The sequence below is a fragment of the Paenibacillus sp. 01T422 genome, from assembly GCF_056398785.1.
On the sequence record NZ_JBFTQB010001518.1, the window covers coordinates 1 to 622 of the forward strand.

Annotated in this window: 1 protein-coding gene; it reads right to left on the reverse strand. The window is 46.5% G+C overall.

What is annotated here, in order from left to right:
• The coding region (locus tag AC1DUA_RS39940) for a hypothetical protein (RefSeq protein WP_477504921.1) at positions 1-555 on the reverse strand (555 nt) is incomplete at its 3' end.
• Between the last annotated feature and the right edge of the window lie 67 nt (positions 556-622).

Here is a 622-nt window from a genome sequence, read left to right on the forward strand (position 1 = left end):
CCCCATGCTTCTAGGATCAAACTGGTTTTCTCCATGCTCACGGTCAATGAAGCCTGACTCTGTCTGTCGATCGGTCTTTCTTTTTTGCATAAAAGCTTTAACCCGCTTCTCTCGCTCCTCTGAAGAGAGCTCTTCCCCCTGATTGCCCATACGCTCAGCTAATCGTGCTTTTTCTTGCTTGGACTGTTCCTCAAGAAAAGCAATTTGATCTAAAGTCAAGCCGCTAAGGACCAGCTKGCGTTCGGATTCGTTCATGCTTCCTTCATCTATGCTTTTACGGACTAATGGAAGTATAGTCTCTGCTTGCTTAGCAGTAATCGACAAATTGGCATGCCGGTCCATATGAAGCAGTTCCTGAKAGAACATGACCAGCTGCATCTCCTTTACATTTTGGACCTCTTCTGTGGGGCTTTCCTCGGGGAGAGCTTGCTCGATTTCTGGGGGCGAAGCGACCACTGCCTGCGTTGTGGAAATATCTAGCAAATGCGTCTGACAACCTCCCAAGAGGAACGAGAAGAGCGTCAAACCTATTGCAGCTTTCCAAGTGTACTTCATCTAACATACACCTCCAAGACAAAAAATCCTGTCCAATAGGATCAGGATACATTTCAAACATGAAAGA